Consider the following 22,042-nt stretch of genomic DNA (forward strand, 5'->3'; position numbering starts at 1 on the left):
GCAGTGCCTCGGCCGGATCGGTCGAGACGGCTTCTATTCGCGGCCCGTGACAGTTTTGTTAAAGTTGCCCGGCCGCAGTGGCCGTCCGGATGTGGTGAGTGACGTTGACGTTCACGTAAAATTAGCTAGTCTGCCGCCCATCCAATAGGCGCCGGCGGAAGCAGGGGAGGAGCACCATGTACAAGGCACCGGTCGAGGAGATCGCATTCACCCTGAAGCATGTTGCCGGCATGGCCGAGGCTCTCGACGCCGGGACGTTCGGCGAACTCGGCGAGGACCTTGTCGACGCGATCCTCGGCGAGGCCGGGCGCTTCGCCTCGGAAGAGGTGGCGCCGCTCGGCGACGAGGGCGACCGGCAGGGGTCGCGGCTCGTCGATGGCGCCGTGAAGACGCCGGAGGGTTGGCGGGAACTCTACCGCAACTGGATTGCCGGCGGCTGGAACGGCCTGACGGCTCCGGAAGCTTTCGGCGGGCAGAACCTGCCGCACATGTTGCACGTCGCCGCCATGGAAATGTGGAACAGCGGCTCAATGGCCTTCGCACTTGCGCCGACGCTCACCATGGGCGCCATCGAAGCGCTCGAGAAGCACGGCACCGACGCTCTGAAGGCGACCTTCCTGCCGAAGATGGTGTCGGGCGAATGGATGGGGACCATGAACCTGACCGAGCCGCATGCCGGCTCGGACCTCGGCGTGCTCAAGACCCGCGCAGAGCGCCGCGACGACGGCACCTATCGCATCCGGGGGCAGAAGATCTTCATCACCTGGGGCGAGCACGATTTCACCGACAATATCGTCCATCTGGTACTCGCGCGGCTACCTGATGCGCCAGCCGGGACGAAGGGCATTTCGCTGTTTCTCGTGCCGAAGTTCCTCGTCAACGAGGATGGTTCGCTTGGCGAGCGCAACGACGTTTTCTGCCATTCGCTGGAGCACAAGCTCGGCATCCACGGATCGCCGACCTGCACCATGATCTACGGCGACGGGAAATTCGGCCGCGAGAAGGGGGCGATCGGCTATCTGGTCGGCGAGGAAAACCGGGGTCTCGCCTGCATGTTCACGATGATGAACAATGCGCGGCTTGCCGTCGGGATGCAGGGCGTCGCGATCGCGGAGGCCGCCACCCAGAAGGCGATCGCCTATGCCAAGGAGCGCACGCAGGGCCGCGCGCCCGGGTGGAGCGGCGACGGCATGAGTCCGATCATCGAGCATCCGGATATTGCCCGCACGCTGCTGACGATGAAGGCGCTGACCCAAGGGTCGCGCGCCATCGCCTATGCCTGCGCCCACGCCGTCGACATGGCGCATGCCGCGCAAGGGGAGGACGCCCGCCAGTGGCAGGAGCGTTCGAGCCTGCTGACGCCGATCGCCAAGGCCTTCGCCACCGATGCCGGCGTCGATGTCGCGTCGATGGGCATTCAGGTCCATGGCGGCATGGGCTTCATCGAGGAGACCGGGGCCGCGCGCTATCTTCGCGATGCCCGCATCGCGCCGATCTACGAAGGCACCAACGGCATCCAGGCGATCGACCTCGTCACCCGCAAGCTGCCGCTTTCCGATGGCGCACAGGTGCGCGGCTTCATCGCCGAACTCCGGGAGGTCGCCGCTGCCGTCGCCGCGTCGAACAGGGAAGGCTTCGGCGAAACGGCCGCACGGCTCGATGCGGCGGTTGCGGATCTCGAAGGGGCGACTGACTGGCTGCTTTCGAGGCTGCGCGACGGAAAGCTCGCCGAGGCGCTCTCCGGCGCGACCGCCTATCAACGCCTGTTCGGCCTCGTGCTGACCGGAGTCTATCTCGCCAAGGGCGGGCTCGCCGAAGCCGGTGACGGGGGGCAGGACCGGCGCGTTGCACTTTGCCGCTTCGCAGCGGAAAATCTGCTTTCGGAGACGAGCGCGCTCAAGGACCGCGTCGTCAACGGCGCAGAGAGCCTTGCCGCTGCCCGTTCCATACTCGACTGAGGAATCCTCATGACCGACCACGTGCTCGTCGAACGGCCGGAAGCCTATCCCGGCGTTCAGCTCATCCGGTTCAATCGGCCGGAGAAGAAGAACGCCATCACCCGCCAGATGTACGCCAGGATGACGGAGGCGCTAACCGCTGCCGGAACGGATCCCGCCATTCGCGCGATGGCATTCCTCGGAACGGAAGGGTGCTTCTCGGCCGGCAACGACATGGCCGACTTCCTCGCCTTCGCCATGGGGGGCAGCATGGGGGGCGAGGTTCTGGATTTCCTGCGGGCGCTTGCCGGCGCGACGAAACCGATCGTTTCCGGCGTCGACGGACTGGCGATCGGCATCGGAACGACCATCCACCTCCATTGCGACCTGACGGTCTCCTCCGCCCGCTCGGTGTTCAAGACCCCCTTCGTCGATCTGGCGCTCGTTCCGGAAGCGGCCTCGAGCCTGATCGCTCCGCGCATCATGGGCCATCAGCGCGCCTTTGCCCTGCTTGCAGCCGGCGAGCCGCTTGACGCCGCCGGTGCGCGCGAGGCCGGGCTGATCTGGAAGATCGTGGAAGAGACCGCCGTCGAGGAGGAGACGCTTTCAGCTGCAGCGCGCCTCGCAAAAAAACCGCCGGAAGCGCTGCGCATCGCCCGCGACCTCATTCGCGGCGACCGCAGCGATGTGCTTGCCCGGATCGAGGAGGAGGCGAAGCATTTTGCCGCGCAATTGAAAAGCGCCGAGGCGCGCGCCGCGTTCGAAGCCTTCATGCGCCGGTAGGGCGGTCGCTTCCGGCCATTGCGACGTTCATGGAGCAATTTTAATCGCTTCTTAAATAGCTCCCGCTAGCGTCCAGCCGCAGTAGGTCTCCTTCGGCGCCGCAGGAATTTTGCGGCACGCGAGGCCCCCGGCCGCATGAAGCATTGCCGGCTCCGCCTTTGCGGCATGTCCCATCGTTTTCCCGCCGTCCTTCAAGTCGCTCAGCGGCCGATCCGTCGCGCCCGGGAAGATCATCACGAGCTCATCCCCGGCGGCGATGCCGCCTCTTTCAGGGAGCCCCACCTTGTCCAAACGATCGAATCTCATGACGCGCATTCTCGTTGCCGCGTCCTGCGTCGTCGTCGGCGCCTTTGCAGGCTTTTCCGTCTATATCGACAGTCTCCAGCGCGCCACCACCACGAAAGCAGTGGAGGAGGATATCGCTTCCTCCGGCAATCAGGCGGCGCAGAGCGTCGCCAACTGGCTGAACGGCCGTGTGACGCTGACCGCGATGGCGGCGGACGCTGCCGGCCAGGTGGCTGACGAAGCCGCCATCGGGAGCGTCCTGAAGAACGACGTGCTGACCGGCGAATTCATCTCCACCTATGTCGGCAACGAGAGCGGCCAGTTCATGATCTGGCCGGATTCGAAGATGCCCGACGGTTACGATCCGCGCCAGCGCCCCTGGTATCAGCAGGCGGTAAAGGCCGATGCGCGCGTCCTCACCGAACCCTATGTCGACGCGTCGAGCGGCGACCTGATCATCAGCGCCGCCGTACCGGTGAAGCACGAGGGCAAGCTTTACGGTGTGACGGGCAGCGATTTCTCGCTCAAGGCCCTCGTTTCCATGGTCAACGGCATCGATGTCGGCGGCGAAGGCTTTGCGTTCCTCGCCAACAAGGATGGTCAGATCCTGGTTCATCCCAATGCCAAGCTCGTGACGAAGACGCTCGCCGACGCCTTCCCGGTGGATACGCCGGCGATCGGCGCCCGGATCATGCACACCGAGCTCGACGGCAAGCCGATGCTCGTGAGCTTCGTGCCGGTGAAGGGGCTTCCGTCGGTCGAGTGGTATGTCGGCTTCGCGCTCGATGCGGATGTCGCCTATTCGGCGATCAGCCAGTTCCGCGTCGCCGCGACGATCGCCACGATCCTGGCGGTCGGCGCGATGATCGCCTTCCTCGCGACGCTTCTGAGCCGCCTCGTCATCCGTCCGGTAACCGACATGACCGGTGCCATGGAGAAGCTCGCAGCCGGCAGTCTCGACGTTACGATCCCGGGAGAGGAGCGGCGCGACCAGATCGGGTCGATGGCGGCGGCCGTCGCCGTTTTCCGTGCCAATGCGGTCGAACGGAAGCGCCTCGAAGACGAGGCCGATTCCAACCGTTCGCTTTCGGAGCGCGAGCGTCTCGAGCGCGAGGCGCAGAAGACCCGCGATGCCGCCGAGGTTCAGCATGCGGTCGATGCGCTGGCGACGGGTCTCGGACGGCTGGCCGACGGCGATCTCGCCTATCGGATCGGCAGTCCCTTTGCTGACCGCCTGGATCGCCTCCGGGAAGACTTCAACAACTCGGTCGCCAAGCTGCACGACACGCTTTGCGCAGTGGGCGCCAATGCCCGCGCGATCGACGCGGGCGCGACGGAGATTCGCTCGGCCGCCGACGACCTCGCACGCCGCACCGAACAGCAGGCGGCATCCGTCGAAGAAACGGCCGCTGCGCTCGAGGAGATCACCACCACCGTCCGCGATTCCGCCCACCGGGCCGAGGAAGTCGGTGCGCTGGTCGCCCGCACCCGTGCCGGTGCGGAGAAGTCCGGCGAGGTGGTGCAGAATGCGGTCGAGGCCATGCACGCCATCGAGAAATCGTCCGGAGAAATCTCGAACATCATCGGCGTCATCGACGACATCGCCTTCCAGACCAATCTCCTGGCGCTCAATGCCGGCGTCGAAGCGGCACGGGCCGGCGAGGCGGGCAAGGGTTTCGCTGTCGTCGCCCAGGAAGTGCGCGAACTCGCCCAACGCTCGGCCAATGCCGCCAAGGAAATCAAGGCGCTGATCACCACCTCGGGCGAGCAGGTGCATTCCGGCGTGACGCTGGTCGGTGATACCGGACGGGCGCTGCAGGCGATCGTCGCGGAGGTGCAGGAGATCAACAAGCATGTAAGCGCGATCGTAACGGCGACGCGCGAGCAGTCGACCGGTCTCCAGGAGATCAACACGGCCGTCAACACGATGGACCAGGGCACCCAGCAGAATGCCGCCATGGTCGAGCAGCAGACGGCTGCCAGTCACGGTCTCGCATCCGAGGCAGCGGCGCTCAACGCGCTGCTCGCCCAGTTTATACTGGGCGAGACGCAAGCGGCCTCTTACCAGGCCACGAGCCGCCGCCGCGCAGCCTGACGGCAATTCCAAGAAAAATGTGCAGCGGTTTCCGGCTGGAATCGTAAAACTAACAAGGCCCGGTTCGTCACCGGGCCTTTTTCACTTTTCGAGCGTCGCTACCGTTTCCACATGGGCCGACCAGAGGAACTGGTCGATCGGCGTCACCCCCGTAATGCGATAACCGGCTGCGGTCAGTATCGAAAGGTCCCTCGCGAGCGTCACCGGATTGCAGGAGACGGCGGCGATCTTCTTCACGCCGGATCGGGCAAGCTCGTGACTTTGCGTTTCGGCGCCGGCGCGGGGCGGGTCGAAGACCACGGCGTCGAAGGCTTTCAATTCCTGCGCCATCATTGGCCGGCGGAAAAGATCGCGCTTCTCGGCGGTCACCGGCTTCAGTCCCTGGGTGTTGCGTGCGGCGAAATCCAGCGCCCTCACCGCCCTGTCCTCGCCTTCCACCGCGTGAACGCGTGCCGTTCGTGCAATCCTCAGCGCAAAAGTGCCGATGCCGGCGAAGAGGTCGGCAACGCGCTTCGCCTTGCCGACGTGAGCCAACACCAGCTTCGCCATGGCGTCCTCGGCGGGCCGCGTCGCCTGGGTAAAGGCGCCGGGCGGCGGCGAAACCGTCACGCCGTCGAAATCGATCGCAGGCTTGAGCGGCTCGACGACGATTTCGCCATTCAAGCTGACGCGCGCGATACCCCGCTCGCCAAGAACGGCATCGACGGCCGAGCGCCGCTGCGGGTCGCTGAGCTTCAGTCCCTCGAAGGCGAGATCGAGGCCGGTATCGGTTTCGAGCACGGTGATACGGAATGGTTCGGCGCTCGACGCCATGGCCGCGGCGATCTTGCGGATGGTCACCAGCCGCGAGACGATGCCCGGGCTGGTGATGGGACATTCGCCGATCGAAACGATGTGATGGCTCTGCATCTGGTTATAGCCGAGCAGCAGTTCCTTTTCCGTCCGCCGGGCGGTGAAAGCGGCGCGGCGGCGATCGCCGGGCCGTGCGATGATGAGTGCTCCGACTTCCGGCGTCAGCCCTTTCGAGCTCAAGGCGTCGATGACGAGATTGCGCTTGAAGGCGTGGTAGAGCGCGTCGGATGCGTGCTGCAGCGTGCAGCCGCCGCACGTCCCGTTGACGCCGTCCGGCCCGAAATGCCGGCATGGCGGCTCCACCCGCTCCGGGGAAGCCTCCTTCAGCGAGATCAGCGTCCCGTTCGCCTTGTTGACCGCGAGCGAGACGGTTTCGCCGGGGAGCGTGAACGGTGCAAAGACGGGCCCGGCTTCCGTCCGAGCGACGCCGTCGCCTTGGGCGCCGAGTCGATAGATGGTCACGGTCCCGGTGCTCATGGCTTGCGCCCCGCCAGAAGAAATTCGCTGTTGCCGTCACCGCCGGCAATGGGCGAGGGGATCAGGCCGAGGCTTCGCCAGCCCATGTCCTCGACAAGCCACCGCTCGAGTTCGGCTGCCACCGCCGGAGCGCTCTCCGGATCCTTCAGCAGCCCGGCCTTGCTGATCGCATCGCGGCCGGCCTCGAACTGCGGCTTGACGAGCAGGATGCAACAGGCGCCCGGTTCCGCCAGGCCGAGGGCCGGCGGCAGCGCCAGCTTCAGCGAGATGAAGGAGACGTCCGAGACGATGAAAGTGATGGCGCGCTCATTGATGTCGCCGCGCGTCATGGACCGGGCGTTCAAGCCCTCGATATTCGTCACGCGCGGGTCTTCGGCGACGCGCGGATGGATCTGACCGTGGCCGACATCGACGGCGACCACATGCGCGGCGCCGCGCTTCAGCAGCACCTCGGTAAAGCCGCCGGTCGAAGCCCCGACGTCGAGACAGGTCTGCTCCGATGGATCGAGGCCGAAATGATCGAGCGCCGCGACGAGTTTCAGTGCCGCACGCGAAACATAATCCTGCGCCGGATCGTCAATGGTGAGCGTCACGCCTTGCGCGAAGGTCGAAGCCGGCTTGGTCACGGTGCGGCCGTCGACCTTCACGGTTCCCCGCTGGATCGCGTCACGGGCGCGGGCGCGGCTGGCCACCAGGCCCCTGTTCAGGAGCAATTGATCGAGGCGGATCGTCATCTGTGTATCTTGGGACATGGGCCGTCATCGCGCGTCCCGCCGCGCAATGCAAGCGAACTCTTGGCGGCTCAGCCGGCGGCGCCGAGGCCGACGCCGTGCTTCTGGCCGAGCGCCTTGAAGACGGTGGACACGATGCCGGCACGGTCGAGCCCGGCACGGGCATACATCGCCTCCGGCTTTGCCTGCTCCATCCAGATGTCGGGCATCACCATGGGGCGCACTTTGAGGCCGCCGTCGATGAGGCCTTCTTCCGCCAGGAACTGCAGGACGTGGCTTGCGAAACCGCCGACCGCCCCTTCCTCGATGGTGATCAGAACCTCGTGATGGCGGGCAAGCTGGCGTATCAGATCATGATCGAGCGGCTTGGCGAAGCGGGCGTCGGCGACGGTCGTCGAGAGGCCGGCCGCATCCAGGTCTTCCGCCGCCAGCAGACAGTCGGCGAGCCGTGTGCCGAAGGAAAGCAGCGCCACCTTGTTCCCTTGCTTGACGATCCGGCCCTTGCCGATCGCAAGGATCTCGCCGCGCTCCGGCAGCTCGACGCCGACGCCCTCGCCGCGCGGATAGCGGAACGAAATCGGACCCTCGTCGTAGGCCGCGGCGGTGCGCACCATATGCTTCAGTTCCGCCTCGTCGGCCGCCGCCATGACGACGAAGCCCGGCAGTGTCGCCAGATAGGTCGTGTCGAAGGAGCCGGCATGGGTCGGCCCGTCGGCGCCGACGAAACCGGCGCGGTCGATCGGAAAGCGGACCGGCAGACCCTGGATGGCCACGTCGTGGACAACCTGGTCATAGGCGCGCTGCAGGAAGGTGGAATAAAGCGCCGCAAAAGGCTTGTATCCCTCCGCCGCAAGGCCGGCCGCGAAGGTCACGGCATGCTGCTCGGCTATGCCGACATCGAAGCAGCGCGAGGGATGCACCGACGCGAACTTGTCGAGGCCCGTCCCGGACGGCATGGCGGCGGTGATCGCGACGATCTTGTCGTCGAGGCTCGCCTCCTGCGTGAGCGCGTCCGCGAAGACGGAGGTATAGGCGGGGGCGTTGGGTTTGGCTTTCGCCTGAGCCCCGGTAATCACGTCGAATTTGTTGACGCCGTGATACTTGTCGGCCGCGGCTTCGGCCGGCGGATAGCCCTTGCCCTTCTGCGTGACCACATGGATCAGGACGGGGCCTTTCGCATTGTCGCGAACGTTGCGCAGGACCGGAAGCAGGTGGTCGAAGGAGTGTCCGTCGATCGGGCCGATATGGTAGAAACCCATCTCCTCGAAGAGCGTGCCGCCGGTGACATAGCCCCGGGCATGCTCCACCGCGCGGGTGATCGCCCGGTCGACGGTCTTGCCGAGATAAGCGGTGAGTTTCTTGCCGACCTCGCGAATGCCCATATAGGTCCGCCCGGAGGCGAGTCGCGCCAGATAGGCGCTCATCGCGCCGGTCGGCGGTGCGATCGACATGTCGTTGTCGTTGAGAATGACGATGAGGCGCGCATCGAGCGCGCCGGCATTGTTGAGCGCTTCGAAGGCCATCCCGGCCGACATCGCGCCATCGCCGATCACCGCGATCACATTGCGGCTCTTGCCGTCGAGTTCGGCGGCGACAGCCATGCCGAGACCGGCCGAGATCGAGGTGGAGGAATGTGCTGCGCCGAAGGGGTCGTATTCGCTTTCCGCCCGCCGGGTGAAACCCGAGAGCCCGTCTTCCTGGCGCAAGGTGCGGATGCGATCACGCCGGCCGGTCAGGATCTTGTGCGGATAGCACTGGTGTCCGACATCGAAGATCAGACGGTCATGCGGCGTGTCGAAGATCTTGTGGATTGCGATCGTCAGTTCGACGACGCCGAGGCCCGCGCCCAGGTGCCCCCCGGTGCGCGACACGGCATCGACCATCTCGGCACGCAATTCGGCCGCCAGCTGCGGCAGATCCCTGTCGTCGATCTTCTTCAGATCGTCGGGATATTCGACCTTATCGAGCAGGGGAGTTGCCGGCATCGGGTTGGTTGGCAGTTGTGTCACGCTGCATGCCTCATGCGCGCCGGAGACAGGCGCGCGCATTGTTGATGGGTCGTCGGAACGGCTCTTTATTAGAGGTAATCGCCGTTGAATGCAAAATTAGGCTTTCCTGCGGCTTCAACCAAGAGCGGGATGAGGAAAACCTGCGCGGTTTTCCGCCGCACCGCGATCCAACGCCTGAAAGCGAGCTTGACGGAGATCAGCTTGCGGGCAAGGGTATGAACTCTTCCTCGTCTCCCGGAACGATATCGAAGCGTCCCGTGCGCCATTCTTCCTTTGCCTTGTCGATCCGCTCCTTGGAGGAGGAAACGAAATTCCACCAGATATGCCGCGGCGAGCCGAGCGCTGCCCCGCCGAAGAGCATCACATGACAGCCTGCAGGCCCTGCGGTGATGGTGATTTCGTCGCCGGGACGAAATACGAGGAGCTGATTGTTGTCGAAATGATCGCCGGCGATGATCGCTTCGCCGGAAAGGATGTAGAGCGCCCGCTCTTCCCAGTTGGCCGCGAAAGGCGCGCTCTTGCCGGGCTCGATCATGAGGTCGACATAGATCGTATCGGTAAAGGTGGAAACGGGCGAAGCCGCCCCTTCGAACTGGCCGATGACGACGCGCGCGCGAACCCCGCCGTCGGCAAGATGCGGCAGCATACGCTCCTCGGTGTGCGCGAAGACCGGATCGATCTCCTCCATGGCGTCGGGCAGCGCCAGCCAGGTCTGCAGTCCTGAAAGCGAGCGTTCGTGCCCGCGCTGGTTTTCCGGCGAGCGCTCCGAATGCACGATGCCGCGCCCGGCGGTCATCAGGTTCACGTCGCCCGGGCGAATGACCATTTCGGTGCCGAGGCTGTCGCGGTGCTTGATCTCGCCGTCGAACAGGTAGGTGACGGTCGAAAGGCCGATATGCGGATGCGGGCGGACGTCGATCGCCTGGCCGGCACGCAGCAGCGCCGGGCCCATCCGGTCGAAGAAGATGAAAGGACCGACGAGCCGGCGTTTCGCGGTCGGCAGCGCCCGCCTGACCTGCAGGCCGCCGATATCGCTGGTGCGCGGGATGATCAGATGCTCGATTGCGTCGCAGGCGGGCTTGTCTCCGGCGAGCGGATCGGGACCGGGAAAGAAGGACATGGCAGGCGCTCCGGTTGATGGCATTGGCTGAAGATTACCCTCAGTGCTTCCGGTTCGGTAGCGGCAATCGGGAGACGGAGCGTTTCCTGTTCCGAGTCCCGCAAGCGGAGAGAGGGACTTTTGCACCGATGCGTGCCGCTTGTCCCTTCGCCCCGCCCGCGGGGAGAAGGTGGCCGGCAGGCCGGATGAGGGGGCGAATCTCGCCTGGAATGAAGGCTACTCCGCGTCGAGCGGCTCGACTCCCTGCGGCCGGCCGGCGCGGTCGAGGCGGATCTTTTCGATACGATCCTCTGCCGCCTTCAACAGGGCCTCGCAGTGCTTCTTCAGGGCCTCGCCGCGCTCGTAGATCTCGATCGATTTGTCGAGTGCGACGTCGCCGCGTTCAAGCGCCGAAACGATACGTTCCAATTCCTCGACGGCCTGCTCGAAGGAGAGGGCGGAAACGTCCGGTTGCGCATTGTTGTTCATGAATTACCCTCTCATCAATCTCAGAATATGCAGGCCGGCCGACTCGGCGAGCCCTTGCAGGTCATAACCGCCTTCGAGCAGGCTGACGATGCGGTTTCCGGCGCTCCTGCCGGCAACGTCTAGGAGGCGACCCGTCGCCCAGTCGAAATCTTCGCCGACGAGATTGATCTGGGCCAATGGATCGCGGTGGTGGGCGTCGAAGCCGGCGGAAATCAGAAGGAAATCGGGCCGGAAATTTTCAAGCGCGGGCAGCACGCGCGATCGGAAGGCATCGCGGAAATGCTCGCTGCCGCTGTTGGGCGAAATCGGCGCATTGACGACATTGTTCCTGACGCCCGTCTCGTCCTTGGCACCGGTGCCGGGATAGAGCGGTATCTGATGCGTGGAGCAGAAGAGCACCGACGGGTCGTCCCAGAAAATGTCCTGTGTGCCGTTGCCGTGGTGGACGTCCCAGTCGACAATGGCAACACGTTCCGCACCATGCGCCGTCTGCGCGTAGCGCGCGGCGATCGCTACATTGTTGAAAAAGCAGAAGCCCATGGCCCTGTTTTTCTCGGCGTGGTGGCCGGGCGGGCGGGCTGCCACGAAGGCATTGTCCGCTTCGCCGGCGAAGACCGCGTCGACGGCCGCCACAGCACCGCCGATACCGGTCAATGCGGCCTCGAGGCTTTGCGGGCTTGCATAGGTATCGGACTCGATCTGGTTGATGTCCTCGTCCGGAATGTCCCGCTTGATCCCCAGCAGGTGCTCTTCGGTGTGGGCGAGCAACACCAGATTTTCGTCACCCTTCGATGCCTCGACCCGCTCGAGATCCGCAAAATTCGGATGCTCCAACGCAAGATTCAAGGCCTTCAGCCGATCCGGCCGCTCGGGGTGCCCTTCCGGGACCTCGTGCTTCAGGAAGACCGGGTTTTCGTAGAGATGCGTGGTCATCCGGCGAAACTAGTGCGCATGCCTGTCAAAATCCATGGTGGGCGACGCGAAACTGCCGATTTTCAACAGCGCGGATCGAGCAGGATCTTGCCGTCGCGACGCGGGTCGGCCTGATGCGCAAGGGCGTCGGCAAGCCGGCTCAAGGGGTAGGCGGCGGCAATAGGGCTGGTAAAGAGGCCGCTCTGCAGTCCGGCGAAGCTGCGCAGGAAAGCGGCTTCGAGTGCCTCCCGGCCGGCGGAATGCACCCAGGTTCTCAGCCAAAGAAACGTGAAGCGTATGTCCGGCCGGCCGCTGATCGCCGTCTGCGGCACGGGTGCGCCGCTGAGCGCTCCATACTGGATGAAGGTCCCGCCGGGGCGGATGGACCGCCCGATCAGTTCGCCCGCCAGCGTGCCGCCGAGGGCATCCAACACCGCATCGAATTGGCTGCCCATAAGGCCGTCGCCGCTGTCGGCCACCAGGATCCGGTGTGTCTCGCCGAGACGGCCGCGGCTTCTGTCGCTGCGAAGCATGGCCGTCGGCACCGCGCCTTCGAGCGCAAGCAGCTTCATCAGCATGCCGCCGATGGCCGATCCCGCCGCGGTCATGCCGACATCCATGCCCTCGAGCGATCCGAAATGCTCCCGCAGCGCTTCGGCAAGCCTCAACGCCGTTAGCGGATTGACATAGCTCATCGCCGCCTGTGCGTCCTCGATCCCGTCCGGCACGTGAAAGCACCACTCGGCCGGACGGAGGAGGAATTGCTGCCAAAGCCCGCTCGCGCCGATCGGGACGACCCGGTCTCCGGCCTTGAAACCTTGCACGTCCGGCCCGACGCGCCTGACGATGCCGACGCCCTCGAAGCCGGGGACGAAAGGCAGGGCGGTGCGCGCGCTGTAGGCGCCCGAAACGGGGATCAGGTCCGAAGGATTGATTGCCGCGAGCGATATCTCGACCTCGACTTCGCTCGCGCCTGGGGCAGGGCGGGGTGCGTCGACGAGCTCGATGACTTGTCCGGGGTCGCCAAACTGTCTAACGAGTGTGGAGCGCATCGGGGAGCCTCGCATGGACGGCACAGAGCGGGAAAATGTCACGGAAATTCGCATTCCGTTCCGCGATATAGACATGCACGGCCATATGCACAATGCGGCCTATTATGCGCATGCGGAGGCCGCACTTGCCAATCTCTGGCGGCACCGGCCGGCAATCGCGGAAGAACCGGCCTATCTCGTCCGCCGCTCCGCCTGCATCTTCCATCGCGGTCTGCGCTTCGACGAGCCCGCGCGCTTTACGGTCACCGTCGCGAAGATCGGCGGCAGCTCGATAGGTTTTGCCGTGCGCGTCGAGACCGGCGACAAACTTGCTGCCGAGGTGGAGATCGTCTGGGTGGCCGTCGACCGTGCCCGCCATCAACCGGTACAGCTGCCGGCTCCCACCCGGGAATGGCTCGCCGGCTATGCCGCCTGATCCGGTCTGCAGCTGCTGAAGTGGGCGGCGATCCCCATCCCGCCGCCGATGCCCATCATGGCCAGCCCCTCGGCCGGGGATGAAGCCGCCAACATCTGCGAAAACAGCCGGACGACGAGAATGGCGCCGGAAGCGCCATAGGGGTGGCCGAGCGCGATCGCGCCGCCGTCGCGATTGACGCGTTCGGGTGCGATATCGAGCTGGTCGAGGCTCCCGAGAACCTGCGAGGCAAAGGCCTCGTTGAATTCGATGAAATCGATGCGGGCCACATCGAGCGCGGGATTGCGCGCGCGAAGCTTCGCCATGGCGGGGACGGGGCCGAGGCCGAGCAGCTTCGGTTCGACGCCGGCCGTCGCAGCATCGGTGAAAGCGAGGCCGAAGCGCGCACCGAGCTTCCGCGCCTCCGCGAGGTTCGTCATCAGTACCATCGCCGCGCCGTCATTGACCGGGCAGGCATTTCCGGCGGTGACGGTGCCGCCGGCAACGAAAACCGGCCTCAGTCGCGTGAGCGTCTCGGCAGAGGCGTTTGCGCGAGGACATTCGTCCCTGGCGATCGGCCCCTCTGGTGTCGGCACGGGCACGATCTCGCGCGAGAACCGGCCCTCCGCTTCGGCCGCAACGGCGCGTCGGTGGCTTTCGAGCGCAAAACGATCCTGCCGCTCACGCGAGATGCCGCAGGCAGTGGCGACGTTCTCCGCCGCAACGCCCATATCCGGATCGCCGATCGAGTCGGGAGCCATCCGCGCGCGCTTGACCGGCTGAGGCTCTTCGCCGCGCGTGAGCGGGGGCCGAAGGCGGATATGGGCGCGACTGGCGCTCTCGGTGCCCCCGGCAAGGTAGAAGCGCCCCGCGCCGGCCTGGATCTGCCGGGCCGCAAGGACAATCGCCTCCAGCCCCGAACCGCATTGACGGTCGACGGTGACGCCCGGAATTGCGACGGGCAATCCTGCCTCGAGGGCGGCCAGGCGCGCGAGATTGCCGGCACTGTTGGCGGCATTACCGACGAGCACGTCGTCGATCTCTGCCCGGTCGATGCCCGTATCCGCAATGATCCTTTCGATCAGCAAGGCGGCAAGGCTTGCCGGTTCGACCGCAGCAAGGCTGCCGTTGACGCGGCCGATCGGCGTCCGCAGCGCGGCGATAACGACCGGGGTGCGAGCGGGGTCAGACGAGGCGTTCAAGGGCGCTGTTCTCCGTCGCAATCCATTGGCGAAGCTCCCCGGCCGCGACCTTGCCGGAGGCGGTCATGGGCATCTTCCGGCAGAGCCATATCCTGCGCGGGCGCTTGTAGCGCGGCAGGTCGGCGGCAAGATGACGTTCGAGTGCCGCATGATCGAATCCGTCGCCAGGCTCGATCACCGCCGCAAGCTCGCTGCCGAGATCCGGATGATCGAGACCAAAGACAAAGGCCGCGTTCACGCCGCCGGCCCCCTGGATCGCGGTCTCCACCTCCGATGGAAAGATGTTGTTCCCGCCCGAGACCACCATTCCGCCCGCCCGGCCGATGAGGTGCAGCGTACCGTCTTCGTCAAGGAAACCGAGGTCGCCGACCGTCGCGAGCTTTCCTTCCCGGCGGAATCCCGCTCCGTCGCCGCCCGCGATGTAACCGTCGGATATCAGTTCGCTTTCGACGAAGATCGTGCCTGTTTCTCCGGCGGGAAGGCGCTCGCCTCTCTCGTCCCGGATCTCCAGGCGAACGCCCGGAAAGGCCTTTCCGACTGCTGTGGGCGTGTGCCTGTCCGTCGCCTGGGAAACGCTGATGAAGCCGAGTTCCGAGGCGCCGTAATATTCCGTGACCTGAGCCTCCGGAAAAGCGCGTCTCGCCGCCTCCCGATCCGCCGGCGTGAGCTTGGCTCCGGCAACGGTAATCTGTCCGACTGATGTCAACGGCGAACCGGCCGCGCGCTCACATAGCCGCCGCAGCATCGTCGGCACCAGCACCAGCCGTTTCGCCCCGGTGGCCGCAATCGTGGCCAAAGCCTGATCCGCCTCGAAGTGCCGGGCGCCGACGAATTCGGCTCCGGCCGTCAAGGTTTCCGCAAGCGCGTAGAGCGTCAGGCCGTGCGCCAGCGGTCCCGGCGCGTAAGTCGTTGTCTCCGGCCCGAGCCCGAAAAAGCCCTGGCCGGTCTTAAGGCTCACCCGCCAGGAGCGGCGGTTGCGGATGATCGCCTTCGGTTCACCGGTCGTGCCCGAGGTGAAGACCACGAGAAAGGGTTCACCGCCGTCGCCGGCGGGGATTGGAGGCGGAGCATCGGAGGCGCCTTGCAGCAGACGGCTTTGTCCTGCCGATGACACATCGATGCGCAAGAGATCGCCTTCGGCGCGGATGACGATCTCCGGCCGCAGCCGTTCTTTCATTCGCCGGCGCACGATCTCCGGCAAATGCGGGTCGATCAGAGCGGCACAATGGCCGGCCGCGGTCGCAGCGATGAAAGCCGCAGGAAAAAGTGGATGGTTGCCGGTTTCGAGCGCAACCAGCCGCACGGGCCCGGAAAGGATGCTTCTCTCCGTCGCCTCTGCTGCCGATCGTTGAACGGCCGAGAGAATGCGCTTGGCTCCCACGGCAAGCTCGCCATAGGTGAAAACCCGGCCTTCCATGCGGAAGGCCGGGGAATGCGGGCGTTCGCTCGCATGGAGCGCGACTGCCTCTGCGAGCGGCACTGCGTCAGACGCGCGCCGGCAGCAGCGGGTAGCCGGCGTAGACGGCCCGGGCGGCGAGCGTCGCGATCGCGGCTTTCAACAGGTCGCCCGGAATGAAGACAAGCGAGCCGGTTGCGGCGGCCGCGAGAGGCGTGCCGGTGACGGCCGAAAGCCACGGAACGCCGATCCCATAGAGCACGACGATGCCGCCAAGGACCGAGGCGAGGAAGAAGCCGGCAAACTGGCGCGCTTCCGAACTCGTGGACTGGACGAAGCGCTCGGCGATCAGGCCGGTGACGAGGGCGGCAACTGCCCAGCCGAAGATGAACCCGCCCGAAGGACCGGCGAGGACGGCCAGCCCGCCGCGGCCGCCCGAGAGCACCGGCAGTCCGATGGCGACGAGCAGGACGAGGAGGAGGAAGGCGAGCGCGCCGCGCTTCGCGCCGATGATGCAGCCGGCGAGCATCACGCCCATCGACTGCGCCGTGATCGGAACGGGAATGAAGCCGAGCGTGATCGGCGGTACGAGGCCGAGCACGACGATGATGGCAGTGAAAAGCGCGACGAGGACGAGATCTCTGGTATTCATATAGTCCTACCTCTTATTAGAAAGCGCGAATTTATTGACGGCGAAATCCCCTCGCGTCAATGGCGGCCGCGATCGTGTCCGCATCTTTCAGCGTCAGGATGATCAGCGGGCCGATGACGGTCAACGGCCGGACCGGCAGCCCGCGTGCCCGATGCGCTTCGGCGAGTGCCTGATACCGGGTGAAGATATCGGGCACGAACCGCAACACGAGGCCAAGCGCCAGGCCGACATCTGCCGCCCTCAGGAGACCGAGGCGCTCCAGCGGCTTCAGAAGGATCGTTATCTCGTCCATGAAAGCGCCGATCGTCGTGGTCGCCGTGACCGCAGCGGCGAAGAGCACGAGAGCCATCAGCCGCAAGACGAGCGCCGCGACCTGCGGCACGGGAACGAGGAACAGATTGACCGCGGCAAGGATCAGTATGGTGAAGAAAACGAAACCGACGCGCGACAGCGCTTCGCGCGGACTCAGCCCGAGCGAGAGATAAAGCCAGCCGCTGAGGAGAAAGGCAGGTAGCAGCAGGAAGGGTGAGTCCGTCGCAAAGAGCGCGATGCTCAAGACGGCGAGCGCGACGAGCTTGGCGCGCACCGGCACGCGGTGAAACCAGCTTGCTCCCTCGACATAGAGGCTCGTCAGCATCCGGCGACCTCGTGATAGCGCCGGATGGTTTCGTCCGGCGCTCCCTCGGCAAGGAGGCGGCCCTCGTGGAAAAGCAGGACCCGTTCGGCGCTCTCGGCAAGCGCCAGATCATGGGTGATGACGATCGTGTCTTCGTGGAGCGTGTCGATCGTCTCGGCGACCATCCGGCGGTTTCTGAGGTCGAGCTGATTGGTCGGCTCGTCGAGGATCAGGATTTTCGGCCCGGTGACGATGACGCTCGCCATGGCGACGAGCTGCGTTTCGCCTCCGGAAAGCTCATGCACCCGCCTTCGTGCGAGATGGCTGACGCCGAAGCGTGCAAGGACCGCCTCGGTCCGCGACGAGATCTCATGCGCCGGCAGCCCGCGATTCTTGAGCCCGAAGGCGATATCGTCGATGACGATCGGCATGATCAGCTGGTGCTGCGGATTTTGAAAGATGAAGCCGGCCTCAGTGAGCACCGCCCTGTCGTCCTCGACCGTGTCGAGGCCGTTGACCTTGACCCGTCCGGTCGTCGGCTTGACGAGCCCGTTGATCAGCCGTGCGAATGTGGTCTTTCCGGAGCCATTGAGACCGATGACGCCGACCCGCCGCTCATCGAGGGCGAGGCTCAAAGGTTGAAGCGCGACCCGTTCGCCGAAGCTGACCGAGCAATCGGTAAAGCGGATTTCCAAGCCGTCGATCCTCGCGATGTTTTGCGTGATCGCTCTATAGGACAAGTCGATCGTAAAGGGCAATGTAGTGCGGACAATACATCTATTGCCGTCTGACGTTTGAAACTTGGGAATAAAAGCCTACTCTCTGTTCATGACGATTCGCCTTTCCAATCGCGATGCCCGGCGCATCTTCCTCGCCAAGCAGGGGCTCTCGGCCGCGCCGCATCGCGCGCTCGGCAAGGACGGCTTGCTGCAATTGATTCACGACATCGGCTTCGTGCAGGTCGACAGCATAGCGACCGTCGAGCGGGCCCATCATCAGATTCTCTTTTCCCGCAATCAGACCTATCGCCGCGAGCATCTGGCCGAGCTCCTGGAAAAGGACGGCGAACTCTTCGAACATTGGACCCATGACGCTTCGATCATACCGAGCACCTTCTTCGTCTACTGGAAGCATCGCTTTAAATGGGAGAGCGAAACGCTCCGCGAGCGCTGGCGCAAATGGCGCGGAGAAGACTTCGATGCGGGCTGCGAGGAGACCTATGCGAGGATCGCGAACAATGGCGCCGTCATGGCGCGCCACCTCAAGGAGGACGGCCACGAATCCGGCGGCTGGTGGAACTGGCACCCGTCGAAGACGGCTCTCGAGGTGCTCTGGCGCCAGGGCAAGCTTGCGATCGCCCGGCGCGAGAATTTCCAGAAGGTCTATGATTTGACGGAACGCGTCATTCCCGCCCGCCATTACGACGGCGAGGTCGCGCATGAGGAGTTCATCGACTGGGCCTGCCGCAGCGCGCTCGAGCGGCTGGGCTTCGCCACCCACGGCGAGATCGCAGCCTTTTGGGATCTCGTGTCGCCGGACGAGGCGAAGGACTGGGTCGCCGGCCATCGCGACGAACTGTGCGAGATCGTCATCGAGCCTGCCAATGGCGGCAAGCCGCGCCCGTCCTTTGCCTTCGCCGGCTTTCCCGACGGGCTCGGCGACATTCCCGACCCGCCCGCCCGCGTCCGGGTGCTGAGCCCGTTCGACCCGCTGCTGCGCGACCGGAACCGGGCCGAACGGCTTTTCGACTTCTTCTACCGTATCGAGGTTTTCGTACCGGAGCCGAAGCGGGAATATGGCTATTATGTCTTCCCTCTGCTCGAAGGCGACCGAATGATCGGCCGCATCGACATGAAAGCCGACCGCAAGCGCGGAAGCCTCGACGTTCGGCGCCTCTGGCTGGAACGTGGCGTCAAACCCTCTTCGGGCCGGATGGAAAAACTCATGGCCGAACTCGACCGCATCGCCCGCTTTGCCGGCGTCGAGGAGGTCAAATTGCTCGAGGGCTGGAACGCTGCCCTTTCCTGACCGATTTTTCGTGCTTTGTTTTTTCTTGGCTTGCGGGCCGGCGCTCCCTAAATGGAGCCAGTAAGTTTCACGACCCAATCCTTCACGGCAGGGAGCAGAACCATGGACACCAACCTGATGAGCCTCTTCGATGCGGACGAGGCGACGGTCCGCAAGGTTCTCTCCGAAACGCTTGCCGGCGCCGATGACGGCGAGCTCTTCCTCGAACATGCGCAGGCGGAGGTGCTTTCCTTCGACAACGGCCGCCTGAAGGGTGGCAGTTTCAACACAGACCAGGGCTTCGGCCTGCGCGCCGTCGCCGGCGAAGCCGTCGGCTACGCCCATGCCGGCGAACTGTCGCTTGCGGCCCTGAAGAGGGCGGCGGATGCCGTGGAGCAGGTGACCCGAGGCTATTCCGGCTCCTACGCGGCAGCCCCGCAGCGCACCAACAAGAAGCTTTACGGCGACGAGAACCCGATCGGCGAGCCGAGTTTCGAGACCAAGGTCAAGCTGCTTCAGGAGATCGACGCCTATCTGCGCGCCAAGGAGCCGAAGGTCCGCCAGGTGACCGCGACTGTCGCGGCGAGCTGGCAGGTCGTGGATATTCTGAGAGCCGACGGGCACCGCGTCCACGATGTCCGGCCGATGACGCGGATCAATATCTCCGTCGTGGTCGGCGAGGGCGACCGTCAGGAAAGCGGCTCCTTCGGTATCGGCGGACGGCGCGGCTTCGGCGATTTCATAACCGAGGAAAACTGGAAAAGCGGAGCGGACGAGGCTCTGCGGCAAGCGCTCATCAATCTCGAGGCGATCGATGCGCCGGCCGGCACCATGGACGTCGTGCTTGCCTCCGGCTGGCCGGGCGTCATGCTGCACGAAGCCGTCGGCCACGGCCTGGAGGGTGACTTCAACCGCAAGAAGACCTCCGCTTTCGCCGGGCTGCTCGGCGAGCAGGTCGCTGCGAAGGGCGTCACGGTCGTCGACGACGGCACGATCGAAGCCCGGCGGGGCTCCATCTCGATCGACGACGAGGGAACGCCGTCCGGCTACAATGTCCTGATCGAGGACGGCAAGCTCGTCGGATATATGCAGGACCGGCAGAACGCCCGTCTGATGGGCATGGAACCGACCGGCAACGGCCGCCGCCAGGGCTACGCCCACGTGCCGATGCCGCGCATGACCAACACCTACATGCTTGCCGGGGACCGCACGCCCGATGAAATCATCTCGTCGGTGAAGAGGGGCATCTATGCCGTCTCCTTCGGTGGCGGCCAGGTCGATATCACCTCAGGCAAATTCGTCTTCGGCTGCACCGAGGCCTATTCGATCGAGAACGGCAAGGTCGGAGCGCCCGTCAAGGGCGCGATGCTGATCGGCAACGGTCCGGATGCGATGAAGCGGGTGACGATGGTCGGAAACGATACGAAGCTCGACACCGGCATCGGCAATTGCGGCAAGGCCGGCCAATGGGTCCCGGTCGGCGTCGGCCAGCCGCACCTGCGCATGGATCAGATCACCGTCGGCGGCACGCAAGCCTGACAACGTTCCCTCATCTCTGTGCTTGTCACAGAGATCCAGCAGCGCCGCGTCTGCGGCGCGGAAGAGTTTTTTCAGCCCAAGGACTTGGTCTGGCTGGATTCCTGTGACGAGCACAGGAATGAGGAGCGGAGGAGTTGCGGACTCACCCCCCATCAGGAAGCAAGACGCAGTCATAGGACCGCTTTTTCAGGATGCTGCAGGCGGTCGCGGCCGCCTCGCGACTGGCGAAGCCTGCGAAACCTATGCGATAGGCCCCGCCCGAGCCTTCGGTCTCGGTGTGGGGGGCGGCGCCGAGAAGGGCTGCGCCGCCGGCCGATTGCGCTTCGACGAGCATCTTGCGCGCACCTTCCGCCGTCGGTGCGGTGGAAATCTGAATGCGCCAACCGCCGGCCGGTGGTGCCGTACTCGCGGCCGCCACCGCGGTTGGCCGGTCCGCCGGGACGATACCGGCCATCGGCGCTGCGGCGACAGGTTCGACCGCGGGCTGGGTACCCACATAAGACAAGGAAACGCCGGGCAAGCTTGCCACGTCGGCCAGGCGGGGTGCGCTTGCCGCTGCGATCATCGGGCGGCCGGGCGAGGAGACCCTGCCCAGGTGCTGGTCGAGGAGCGCCGCCATCTTCTCATCACGGCTTCGCGCGCTCCGCCCGCCGAGCACCACGCCGATGAGGCGTCGGTTGCGGTCGTTCACCGCGCTTACGAGATTGTAGCCGGAGGCCCGCGTGTAGCCGGTCTTGATACCGTCCATCCCCTGGTATCGATACATCAGATTGTTGTGGCCTCGGATCACACGGCCGCGGAAGGCGAAACTCTGGACCGAGAACAGGCGGTACTCGCGTGGATAGTGTCGCATGAGTGCCACGGCGAGCCGCGCCATGTCGCGGGCCGTGGTCACCTGTTCGCTTGCCGGCAGACCCGAAGCGTTGACGAAGAATGTGCGGTTCATGCCGAGCTGGCGCGCCTTTGCGTTCATCATTCTCGCGAAGCCTTCCTCGGAACCGCCAAGCCGCTCGGCCATCGCTGCCGCCGCGTCGTTGGCCGAACGGACGATCATGCCGTAGACAGCCTCTTCGACGGTGATCGTTCCTCCGGCCTTGACGCCGAGCTTCGTCGGCGGCTTGCGTGCAGCGGTCGCGGACATGGGCACAGGCGTTTTCCAGGCGATCTGGCCGCGGTGAAGCGCTTCGAAGGTCATGTAGAGCGTCATCATCTTGGTGAGAGACGCGGGATGGTGGAGCGTGTCGGGGTTTTCGGCAGAGAGAACCCGGCCCGTCCGAGCGTCGACGACAAGCGAGGCGTTGCCTGCCATTGCCTGAACGGCGCCGAAGAAAAGCACGGCGATCGTCGCCATAGCCAATCGAAAGCTCGTCATCGAACTCCCCCTCATAGAGATGTGCGGCCGATATCGACGCGGTACGCTGTTTTGACAGGCTCAAGGCGTAGTTGCAACCTCGCCGCCCAGACGCGGCCCGCTCTTTCGCATCGCCCGGCCGATTCAGCAAGGCTTAACCCCGC

At 65.1% G+C, this 22,042-nt stretch carries 20 protein-coding genes; 6 read left to right on the forward strand and 14 right to left on the reverse strand.

Annotated features, from left to right (window positions below; genetic code table 11):
* Positions 1 to 176 precede the first annotated feature (176 nt).
* Both PZL22_RS22405 and PZL22_RS22410 read left to right on the forward strand, forming a co-directional pair.
* A complete protein-coding gene (locus PZL22_RS22405) occupies positions 177 to 1,958 on the forward strand; it encodes an acyl-CoA dehydrogenase family protein (protein ID WP_003535798.1) in 1,782 nt (593 codons plus the stop codon).
* Between the two features lie 9 nt (positions 1,959 to 1,967).
* The gene (locus tag PZL22_RS22410) at positions 1,968 to 2,720 is read left to right on the forward strand and encodes a crotonase/enoyl-CoA hydratase family protein (RefSeq protein WP_003535799.1); all 753 of its coding nucleotides are present in this window, start codon (positions 1,968 to 1,970) and stop codon (positions 2,718 to 2,720) included.
* Between the two features lie 51 nt (positions 2,721 to 2,771).
* Here PZL22_RS22410 and PZL22_RS22415 read toward each other — a convergent pair whose 3' ends face one another.
* Complete coding sequence (locus tag PZL22_RS22415; RefSeq protein ID WP_017265910.1) at positions 2,772 to 3,011, reverse strand: hypothetical protein; 240 nt, start codon at positions 3,009 to 3,011, stop codon at positions 2,772 to 2,774.
* On the opposite strand from PZL22_RS22415, the gene mcpU reads away from it, so the two are divergent.
* Complete coding sequence (mcpU, locus tag PZL22_RS22420) at positions 3,004 to 5,100, forward strand: methyl-accepting chemotaxis protein McpU (protein WP_033049271.1); 2,097 nt, start codon at positions 3,004 to 3,006, stop codon at positions 5,098 to 5,100. The two genes, PZL22_RS22415 and mcpU, sit on opposite strands and share 8 nt — an antisense overlap.
* An 81-nt stretch (positions 5,101 to 5,181) precedes the next feature.
* Here the strand turns inward: mcpU and PZL22_RS22425 are convergent, their stop codons facing one another.
* The 7 genes from PZL22_RS22425 to PZL22_RS22455 all read right to left on the reverse strand — a co-directional run bounded on the left by PZL22_RS22425 (position 5,182) and on the right by PZL22_RS22455 (position 12,721).
* Positions 5,182 to 6,429, reverse strand: coding sequence for a class I SAM-dependent RNA methyltransferase (locus PZL22_RS22425; protein WP_284718567.1), 1,248 nt, complete (start codon positions 6,427 to 6,429; stop codon positions 5,182 to 5,184).
* On the reverse strand, positions 6,426 to 7,181 hold the full coding sequence (locus PZL22_RS22430; RefSeq protein WP_033049272.1) for a TlyA family RNA methyltransferase: 756 nt from the start codon (positions 7,179 to 7,181) through the stop codon (positions 6,426 to 6,428). The genes PZL22_RS22425 and PZL22_RS22430 overlap by 4 nt, the downstream gene beginning before the upstream one ends.
* Positions 7,182 to 7,231: 50 nt before the next feature.
* Complete coding sequence (dxs, locus tag PZL22_RS22435; RefSeq protein WP_164817865.1) at positions 7,232 to 9,145, reverse strand: 1-deoxy-D-xylulose-5-phosphate synthase; 1,914 nt, start codon at positions 9,143 to 9,145, stop codon at positions 7,232 to 7,234.
* 220 nt (positions 9,146 to 9,365) lie between these two features.
* Positions 9,366 to 10,289, reverse strand: a complete 924-nt coding sequence (locus PZL22_RS22440) for a pirin family protein (protein ID WP_003535807.1) — start codon at positions 10,287 to 10,289, stop codon at positions 9,366 to 9,368.
* A gap of 216 nt (positions 10,290 to 10,505) precedes the next feature.
* On the reverse strand, positions 10,506 to 10,757 hold the full coding sequence (locus PZL22_RS22445) for an exodeoxyribonuclease VII small subunit (protein WP_003535810.1): 252 nt from the start codon (positions 10,755 to 10,757) through the stop codon (positions 10,506 to 10,508).
* Between the two features lie 3 nt (positions 10,758 to 10,760).
* Positions 10,761 to 11,690 carry a histone deacetylase family protein gene (locus tag PZL22_RS22450; RefSeq protein WP_003535812.1) on the reverse strand — a complete coding sequence of 310 codons (930 nt, stop codon included), beginning with the start codon at positions 11,688 to 11,690 and terminating at the stop codon, positions 10,761 to 10,763.
* A 62-nt stretch (positions 11,691 to 11,752) separates the two neighbouring features.
* On the reverse strand, positions 11,753 to 12,721 hold the full coding sequence (locus PZL22_RS22455) for a zinc-dependent alcohol dehydrogenase family protein (protein ID WP_003535813.1): 969 nt from the start codon (positions 12,719 to 12,721) through the stop codon (positions 11,753 to 11,755).
* 13 nt (positions 12,722 to 12,734) lie between these two features.
* On the opposite strand from PZL22_RS22455, the gene PZL22_RS22460 reads away from it, so the two are divergent.
* Complete coding sequence (locus PZL22_RS22460; protein WP_003535815.1) at positions 12,735 to 13,136, forward strand: acyl-CoA thioesterase; 402 nt, start codon at positions 12,735 to 12,737, stop codon at positions 13,134 to 13,136.
* Here PZL22_RS22460 and PZL22_RS22465 read toward each other — a convergent pair.
* Genes PZL22_RS22465 through PZL22_RS22485 form a run of 5 tightly spaced genes read right to left on the reverse strand, consistent with a single transcriptional unit; the run spans position 13,124 to position 17,676 of the window.
* Positions 13,124 to 14,317 carry a thiolase family protein gene (locus PZL22_RS22465; RefSeq protein WP_003535817.1) on the reverse strand — a complete coding sequence of 398 codons (1,194 nt, stop codon included), beginning with the start codon at positions 14,315 to 14,317 and terminating at the stop codon, positions 13,124 to 13,126. The genes PZL22_RS22460 and PZL22_RS22465 overlap by 13 nt on opposite strands.
* Positions 14,301 to 15,797 (reverse strand): class I adenylate-forming enzyme family protein, encoded by a 1,497-nt coding sequence (locus PZL22_RS22470; protein ID WP_284718568.1) that lies wholly within the window; start codon positions 15,795 to 15,797, stop codon positions 14,301 to 14,303. The genes PZL22_RS22465 and PZL22_RS22470 overlap by 17 nt, the downstream gene beginning before the upstream one ends.
* Before the next feature lie 4 nt (positions 15,798 to 15,801).
* Positions 15,802 to 16,365, reverse strand: a complete 564-nt coding sequence (locus PZL22_RS22475; RefSeq protein ID WP_003535820.1) for a biotin transporter BioY — start codon at positions 16,363 to 16,365, stop codon at positions 15,802 to 15,804.
* A 31-nt stretch (positions 16,366 to 16,396) separates the two neighbouring features.
* The gene (locus tag PZL22_RS22480; protein WP_003535821.1) at positions 16,397 to 17,002 is read right to left on the reverse strand and encodes a CbiQ family ECF transporter T component; all 606 of its coding nucleotides are present in this window, start codon (positions 17,000 to 17,002) and stop codon (positions 16,397 to 16,399) included.
* On the reverse strand, positions 16,996 to 17,676 hold the full coding sequence (locus PZL22_RS22485; RefSeq protein ID WP_284718569.1) for an energy-coupling factor ABC transporter ATP-binding protein: 681 nt from the start codon (positions 17,674 to 17,676) through the stop codon (positions 16,996 to 16,998). The genes PZL22_RS22480 and PZL22_RS22485 overlap by 7 nt, the downstream gene beginning before the upstream one ends.
* Before the next feature lie 133 nt (positions 17,677 to 17,809).
* Here PZL22_RS22485 and PZL22_RS22490 point away from each other — a divergent pair, with 133 nt between their 5' ends.
* Together PZL22_RS22490 and tldD are read left to right on the forward strand one after the other, a co-directional pair.
* The gene (locus PZL22_RS22490) at positions 17,810 to 19,009 is read left to right on the forward strand and encodes a winged helix-turn-helix domain-containing protein (protein WP_003535823.1); all 1,200 of its coding nucleotides are present in this window, start codon (positions 17,810 to 17,812) and stop codon (positions 19,007 to 19,009) included.
* Between the two features lie 102 nt (positions 19,010 to 19,111).
* Positions 19,112 to 20,527, forward strand: coding sequence for a metalloprotease TldD (tldD, locus tag PZL22_RS22495; protein WP_003535824.1), 1,416 nt, complete (start codon positions 19,112 to 19,114; stop codon positions 20,525 to 20,527).
* A 142-nt stretch (positions 20,528 to 20,669) separates the two neighbouring features.
* Here tldD and PZL22_RS22500 read toward each other — a convergent pair whose 3' ends face one another.
* Positions 20,670 to 21,899 carry a D-alanyl-D-alanine carboxypeptidase gene (locus PZL22_RS22500; protein ID WP_033048953.1) on the reverse strand — a complete coding sequence of 410 codons (1,230 nt, stop codon included), beginning with the start codon at positions 21,897 to 21,899 and terminating at the stop codon, positions 20,670 to 20,672.
* Positions 21,900 to 22,042: the final 143 nt, after the last annotated feature.

Source organism: Ensifer meliloti (assembly GCF_030064585.1).
GTDB lineage: Bacteria > Pseudomonadota > Alphaproteobacteria > Rhizobiales > Rhizobiaceae > Sinorhizobium > Sinorhizobium meliloti.